Source organism: Brevundimonas sp. UBA2416 (assembly GCF_002343105.1).
Lineage (GTDB): Bacteria > Pseudomonadota > Alphaproteobacteria > Caulobacterales > Caulobacteraceae > Brevundimonas.
Genome location: NZ_DDRM01000005.1, coordinates 7,966 through 14,232, shown reverse-complemented (window position 1 = coordinate 14,232; position 6,267 = coordinate 7,966). Strand labels below are relative to the sequence as shown.

General features: G+C 66.5%; 8 protein-coding genes. 1 reads left to right on the top strand and 7 read right to left on the bottom strand.

Going from position 1 to position 6,267, the window contains the following annotated elements; genetic code table 11:
* Positions 1 to 77: 77 nt before the first annotated feature.
* The 6 genes from B3E43_RS01060 to B3E43_RS01035 form a co-directional block, all read right to left on the bottom strand.
* On the bottom strand, positions 78 to 503 hold the full coding sequence (locus tag B3E43_RS01060) for a MerR family transcriptional regulator (RefSeq protein WP_292026041.1): 426 nt from the start codon (positions 501 to 503) through the stop codon (positions 78 to 80).
* Between the two features lie 5 nt (positions 504 to 508).
* The gene (locus B3E43_RS01055; protein WP_292026040.1) at positions 509 to 853 is read right to left on the bottom strand and encodes an integration host factor subunit alpha; all 345 of its coding nucleotides are present in this window, start codon (positions 851 to 853) and stop codon (positions 509 to 511) included.
* A gap of 40 nt (positions 854 to 893) precedes the next feature.
* On the bottom strand, positions 894 to 1,871 hold the full coding sequence (locus tag B3E43_RS01050; RefSeq protein WP_292026039.1) for a beta-ketoacyl-ACP synthase III: 978 nt from the start codon (positions 1,869 to 1,871) through the stop codon (positions 894 to 896).
* Complete coding sequence (plsX, locus tag B3E43_RS01045; protein ID WP_292026038.1) at positions 1,868 to 2,950, bottom strand: phosphate acyltransferase PlsX; 1,083 nt, start codon at positions 2,948 to 2,950, stop codon at positions 1,868 to 1,870. The genes B3E43_RS01050 and plsX overlap by 4 nt, the downstream gene beginning before the upstream one ends.
* 93 nt (positions 2,951 to 3,043) lie before the next feature.
* Positions 3,044 to 3,556, bottom strand: coding sequence for a YceD family protein (locus B3E43_RS01040; RefSeq protein WP_292026037.1), 513 nt, complete (start codon positions 3,554 to 3,556; stop codon positions 3,044 to 3,046).
* The gene (locus B3E43_RS01035) at positions 3,553 to 4,086 is read right to left on the bottom strand and encodes a ubiquinol-cytochrome C chaperone family protein (RefSeq protein WP_349677546.1); all 534 of its coding nucleotides are present in this window, start codon (positions 4,084 to 4,086) and stop codon (positions 3,553 to 3,555) included. The genes B3E43_RS01040 and B3E43_RS01035 overlap by 4 nt, the downstream gene beginning before the upstream one ends.
* 83 nt (positions 4,087 to 4,169) lie before the next feature.
* Between B3E43_RS01035 and B3E43_RS01030 the strand changes: the two genes are divergently transcribed.
* The gene (locus B3E43_RS01030) at positions 4,170 to 4,646 is read left to right on the top strand and encodes an outer membrane protein assembly factor BamE (RefSeq protein ID WP_292026036.1); all 477 of its coding nucleotides are present in this window, start codon (positions 4,170 to 4,172) and stop codon (positions 4,644 to 4,646) included.
* 109 nt (positions 4,647 to 4,755) lie between these two features.
* Here B3E43_RS01030 and B3E43_RS01025 read toward each other — a convergent pair.
* Positions 4,756 to 6,267: sodium-translocating pyrophosphatase (locus B3E43_RS01025; protein ID WP_292026035.1), on the bottom strand; the 1,512-nt coding region annotated here is incomplete at its 5' end.

Below are 6,267 nucleotides of genomic sequence, written 5' to 3'. Positions count from 1 at the left end.
CTACCAGGCTGCGCCACGCTCCGAGAGGCGCTCCCTATAGACGGGGTTGGCGACGCCGCAAACCGAAAAAGCAGCCCTCAGGCGCTTCTCGTCAGCACGGCTTCCAGACGGGCCCGTGCGCCTTCCAGCTCGGCCAACACCTGACGCAGGCGGATCGAGGACTGACCCGTCGCTGCCGGCGCGGAAACGGCCGCCGGAGCGGCGCCTTCCAGCTCGAAGGTCACGGCGCCCTCGGGGTCGCCATAGTGGGCCAGACGCTTCAGCCCCTGTTCCTTGTGCAGGCGCTGAACGCCCTTGATGGTCAGGCCTTCCTCATGCAGCAGCCGCTTCACCGCCTTGAGCAGCACCACGTCCTGCGGCCGGTAGAAGCGCCGCCCGCCGGCCCGCTTCAGCGGCGTCAGGAAGGAAAATTTCGTCTCCCAGAAGCGCAGCACATGCTGGGGGGCGCCGACCTCGGTCGCCGCTTCTGAAATGGTCCGGAAGGCGTTCGGGCTCTTGGCCACGGGCGTCAGGCGCTCACGACAGCGTCGTGAACCCGGCCCTTCATGATCTGCGAGGCGCGGAAGCTGATGACCCGGCGCGGGTGGATCGCCGCCGGCTGGCCGGTCTTCGGGTTCCGGCCCATCCGGGCGCGCTTCTCACGCACCTGGAAAACGCCGAAGCCGGAGAGCTTCACCGTTTCGCCGCGCTCGAGCGATTCGATGATCAGTTCGAGCGTGCGCTCGACAAGCGCCGAGCACTCCTGCCGTGACAGGCCCACATCTTCATGCACCGCTTCGCAGAGATCGGCGCGCGTCAGGGTCTGGTGTTCGGGCAAAGGTCCGCTCCCCTCCAAAGGTCGGTCGGCGACCATAAAAGGCCAAGCGTCGTCAAATGGAAAGCCGGAAATCGCCCTACAGACGAAACGCGCATGCGCCCCAGGTCAGGCCGCCGCCCATGGCCTCCAGCAGAACCAGATCGCCCCGCTTGATCCGGCCGTCCTGAATCGCCGCGTCGAGGGCCAGCGGAATGGAGGCCGCCGAGGTATTCGCGTGGATGGCCACGGTCGAGATGACCTTGTTCTCGTCCAGACCCAGACGATCGCCGACGCCCTTGATGATCCGCTGATTGGCCTGATGCGGCACGAACCAGTCGACGTCGGCCACCTCGATGTTGGAGGCGGCGCAGGCGGCGGTGATGGCCTCGGCGATGTTGACTACCGCATGCCGGAAAACCTGATTTCCGGCCATGCGCAGATGGCCGACGGTCCCGGTCGTGGCGGGTCCGCCATCGACGTAGAGCAGGTCGGTCTTGGTCCCATCGCAGCGAAGCGCAAAGCCCAGCAGACCCTGATCGGCCTTGGTCCCCTGCCCTTCACGCGGCTCGACCACGACACAGCCGGCACCGTCGCCGAACAGGACACAGGTGGACCGGTCGGTCCAGTCCATCAGCCGGGTCATCTCCTCGGCCCCGATGACCAGGGCGCATTTCGCCAGGCCACGCGCCACGAAACCGTCGGCGACGCTGAGCGCATAGACGAAGCCCGAGCACACGGCCTGAACGTCAAAGGCGATGCACACCGGAGCGCCCAGCTTGCGCTGCACGATCGAGGCGACCGACGGGAAGGTCATGTCGGGCGTGGTGGTGGCGACGATGATCAGATCGACCTCGGCCGCGGTCCGGCCGGCATCGGCCAGCGCCCGTCGGGCAGCTTCCGTTGCGAGGTCGCTGGTCGGCTGGTCATCTCGCGCGCGGTGGCGCTGTTTGATGCCGGTACGTTCCTGGATCCACTCGTCGGACGTGTCGACGATCTGCGCCAGGTCGGCATTGGTGACGACCTGTTCCGGCAGGAAGGAGCCGACGCCGGTCACGGCGCTGCGGACTACGCTCACTGAATATTCTCCCCGACGGGTTCTTCCGCCGAATTGACGATGGGGTCCTCAAGCAGGGTCGTCAGCCGTTTCAGGTTCGCCCCGACCTTTTCCATATAGTCGCTGCGACCCAGTTCGACAGCCACCCGGATGGCGGAGCCGAAGCCGCCCGGCGTCGCGCCGCCGTGGCTTTTCACCACGATGCCGTTGAGCCCGAGAAGCGGCCCGCCGTTGATGGCGTTGGGGTCGATCTTCTCCCGCATCCGCTTCAGCGCAGACATGGCCAGCAAGGCGCCGACCTTTGAAAGCAGGCTGGACGTCAGGGCTTCCTTCATCAGGCCCGCGATGAATTTGGCCACGCCTTCGGCCGTCTTCAGCGCGATATTGCCTGTGAAGCCGTCGGTCACGACCACATCGACCGTGCCCTTGGCGATGTCCGTACCCTCGACGAAGCCGAAATAGTCCAGACCGAAGCCGCCCTCACGCAGCAGGCGCGCGGCCTCGCGCACCTCTTCGTGGCCCTTCACGTCCTCGGAGCCGACGTTCAGAATGCCGATGGTCGGTTTGGCGACTCCGTGGACGGCGGTCATGAACGCCTCGCCCATGATGGCGAACTCGACCAGCTGGGCCGCATCGCTTTCGATATTGGCCCCCACGTCGAGCACGGCGGTGACGCCTTTCGGCGTCGGCCAGCTGGCGACGATGGCCGGCCGCTCCAGACCCGGTACGGACATCCGCAGCAGCAGTTTGGAAATGGCCATCAGGGCGCCGGTATTGCCCGCCGACACGACCGCGCCGGCCTCGCCGAGCTTGACCGCCTCGATGGCGTTCCACAGGCTGGAGCCCTTGCCGCGGCGCATGGCCTGGGCGGGCTTTTCGTCCATGGCCACAACCTTGTCGGAGTGGCGCACGATGCAGACGTCGTCGGTCAGGCCGGCCTTGACCATTTCGGCCCGGATCGCTGTCTCATCGCCGTGCAGCAGGAAGCGCACGCCCTCGCCGCCGTGACGTTTGCGGTAGTCGCTTACGCCGGGCACCACGACGGAAGGACCGTGGTCACCGCCCATGGCGTCGAGCGAAATCAGGATCGGGGATGACAAGCCGTTTCGACTCCGTCGCGCCGTCTGTCCGGCGCTTGTCAGTTTGGCGACGATAGCGCCGCACCGGGGGGATGCAACCGCGCCGCCCCTGCGTCAACCTTCGTCGGAAGGCCGAAGTTGCTTCAACACCGCGAACGGCGAAATTTCAGCGGGTTCGGGCGGCTGAACGAACTCGGCGCCGGGCTTGCGCGGGAAGGGATCCAGCCTCAGTGCCAGCTGTTCGACGGCGTACTGGCCCAGATCGATCTGGCCGTTCTCGATCAGGTCTGGCGATTCGTCGTCCATGGTGATGACGATCTCATCGGACTCCTCATCCACCGCCTCGGCCAGGGTCAGAACGAAGGGGGCGTCGATCTCGAGCGGCAGCGGCTCCAGCGTGATGCCGCAGGTCTGGGCCAGACTGGCGCGCACCCGGCCGGACAGCCGCCAGCCCGCCGGCGACGGCGCCAGATCCATCTCGGCGGAAAAGGCGTCCAGCGAAGCCAGATCCAGCGCCTTGACGATCCGCGCCCGCGCCGCCGCGTCGGGCTCCAGCGTCCGCTTCACGCCGCCGGCGACCTGATGCAGGCGAACCGGCTCGCTGTAGGGAAGATCGGGAAGGGTCATGCGGCGGTCTCCGCCCACTCCGGGGCGCGTGCTACGGCGTCAAAGGTCTGGGCCGCCAGACGGGCCCGGCTGGCCAGGGCATAGGCCGCCAGGGCCTCGCCCGTCGCGGCATCCCCGGTCTCATACACATTGCGGGCCAGGCTCGCGGCCAGGGCCGCCGCGTCGCCCGCGCGCAAGGCGGGTTCCCAGGCCGTCATTCGACCGTACAGGGACTCACCCAGCTTGCGCATCTTCTTGCCGACCGAGACATCGCCCACGCCCAGTTCGCGCAGCGCGTGGTCCAGAGCGGAGACATAGGTGTTGAACAGCGCCTGCCCGAGTTCGGCGCCACCCTCGCCCTCGTCGCGCAGCCGCATGACCAGCAGGAGGACATGGAGCGTATAGAGCTCGAACCGCGCATCGATACGGTCGGCCACGCCGAACCGGGTGTAGAAGGCCGGATCGCGCGCCTGACGCACCGCCGCTTCGTACAGCGACTGGTCAAGACGTTCGCGGGGACGGGTTCGGAACAGATTCTGAAGCATGATCATACGGCCCCTTTTCCGCCGCGCCGTTGAACTAAGGCTCGGGTCCGGTTAGGTCAAAGACCTTGTTGATGTCGCAGGCGCCGCAAATGCTCCGTACGAACCTCCTGATCGCCGCCGTCTCGGCCATCGCCCTGACCAGCGCCTGCGCGCCGGTCGTGGGTCAGAACGGCTTCCAGGCGATCGACGCCAAGCCGACGGACATCGTCGCGGGCACGGATACGAAACAGACCGTCCTGACCCGGCTGGGCACGCCCTCCACGACCTCAACCTTCGAGCGCGACAACGTCTGGTACTACATCAGCCAGGTGACCGAGAAATACACCTACAACCGCCCGCAGGTGACCCAGCGTTCGGTGACCGAAATCACCTTCAATGACGCCGGTCTGGTGTCCGAGGTCCGCACCCTTGGGCTCGAGGACGGCCAGCGCGTCGCCATGAACGACCGTGAGACCCCGACCCGTGGACGTCAGCTGACCATCCTTGAGCAGCTGCTCGGCAACGTCGGCCGCGGCCAGCTGCCCCGCACGGATGAAGACCAGCCGGGCCAGCAGCGCCGGGAATAGTCGCCGCTTCCATTTCCATACGAAGAAGGCCCCGGAGATCGCTCTCCGGGGCCTCTTTCCTGGCGACCGCCGCGCCCCGATCGGGACGCGGCGGCTGGTTTCGAATGGATCAGAACACCTTGCCGCTGGCCAGGACTGCGAGCAGCAGCAGGGCCACGATGTTGGTGATCTTGATCATCGGGTTCACCGCCGGACCGGAGGTGTCCTTGTAGGGATCGCCGACGGTGTCGCCGGTCACCGCGGCCTTGTGAGCCTCTGAGCCCTTGCCGTGGACGACGCCGTTCTTGTCGGTGAAGCCCTCTTCAATGACCTTCTTGGCGTTGTCCCAGGCGCCGCCGCCCGAGGTCATCGAGATGGCGACGAACAGGCCGGTGACGATGACGCCCATCAGCATGGCGCCGAGCGCGGCGAAGGCCGTCGCCTTGTCCGAGATCGAGAGCACTGCGACGAACAGGACGATCGGCGACAGCACCGGCAGCAGGGACGGCACGATCATCTCCCTGATCGCGGCCTTGGTCAGGATGTCCACCGCCTTGCCGTACTCAGGCTTGACCTCATAGGTCATGATGCCCGGGTTCTCGCGGAACTGGCGACGCACCTCGGCCACGACCGACTCGGCCGCCCGGCCCACCGCCATCATCGACATGCCGCCGAACAGGAAGGGCAGCAGCCCCCCGAACAGCAGACCGACGACAACGTAAGGATTGGTCAGGCCGAAATCGATCTCGGCCATGCCGGCGAAGAAGGGATAGAGTTCCGGATTGGCGGCGAAATAGTCCAGGTCGGACGTATAGGCCGCGAACAGCACCAGGGCGCCGAGACCGGCCGAACCGATGGCGTAGCCCTTGGTGACGGCCTTGGTGGTGTTGCCGACTGCGTCGAGGGCGTCGGTCGAGTGACGGACTTCCGAGGGAAGACCCGCCATCTCGGCGATGCCGCCGGCGTTGTCGGTGACCGGACCGAAGGCGTCGAGGGCCACGATCATGCCCGCCACGCCCAGCATGGTCGTGGTGGCGATGGCGATGCCGAACAGGCCCGCCAGCTGATACGAGGCGACGATGCCGATGATGATGGTCAGCGCCGGCAGGGCCGTCGACTCGAGCGAGACGGCCAGACCCTGGATGACGTTGGTGCCGTGGCCCGAAACCGAGGCGTTGGCGACCGAGCGCACCGGGCGGAAGTTGGAGCCGGTGTAGTATTCGGTGATCACCACGATGGCGGCGGTGACCAGCAGGCCAACCATGCCCGACCAGAACAGGCTCATCGGTTCGATGGTCAGTCCGGTGTTGGTGACGATCGGGCCGGTGATCAGGCCGTCGATGACGAAATACACGGCGATCGCCGACAGTACGCCGGTGACGATCAGGCCCTGGTACAGGGCGCCCATGATGTTCTGGCTCTTGCCGAGACGCACGAAGAACGAGCCGATGATCGAGGTGACGACGCAGATGCCGCAGATGGCCAGCGGCAGCAGCATCATGGTGTCGACGTAGGGCTGGTCGCGGAAGAAGATCGCCGCCAGCACCATGGTGGCGACCGTGGTCACCGCATAGGTCTCGAACAGGTCGGCGGCCATGCCGGCGCAGTCGCCGACGTTGTCACCGACGTTGTCGGCGATGGT

Coding starts and splice junctions, on each gene's coding strand:
- B3E43_RS01055 (WP_292026040.1), bottom strand. CDS start 853: ATGGTCGCCGACCGACCTTTGGAGGGGAGCGGACCTTTGCCCGAACAC.
- B3E43_RS01040 (WP_292026037.1), bottom strand. CDS start 3,556: ATGACCCTTCCCGATCTTCCCTACAGCGAGCCGGTTCGCCTGCATCAG.
- B3E43_RS01030 (WP_292026036.1), top strand. CDS start 4,170: ATGCTCCGTACGAACCTCCTGATCGCCGCCGTCTCGGCCATCGCCCTG.
- B3E43_RS01035 (WP_349677546.1), bottom strand. CDS start 4,086: ATGATCATGCTTCAGAATCTGTTCCGAACCCGTCCCCGCGAACGTCTT.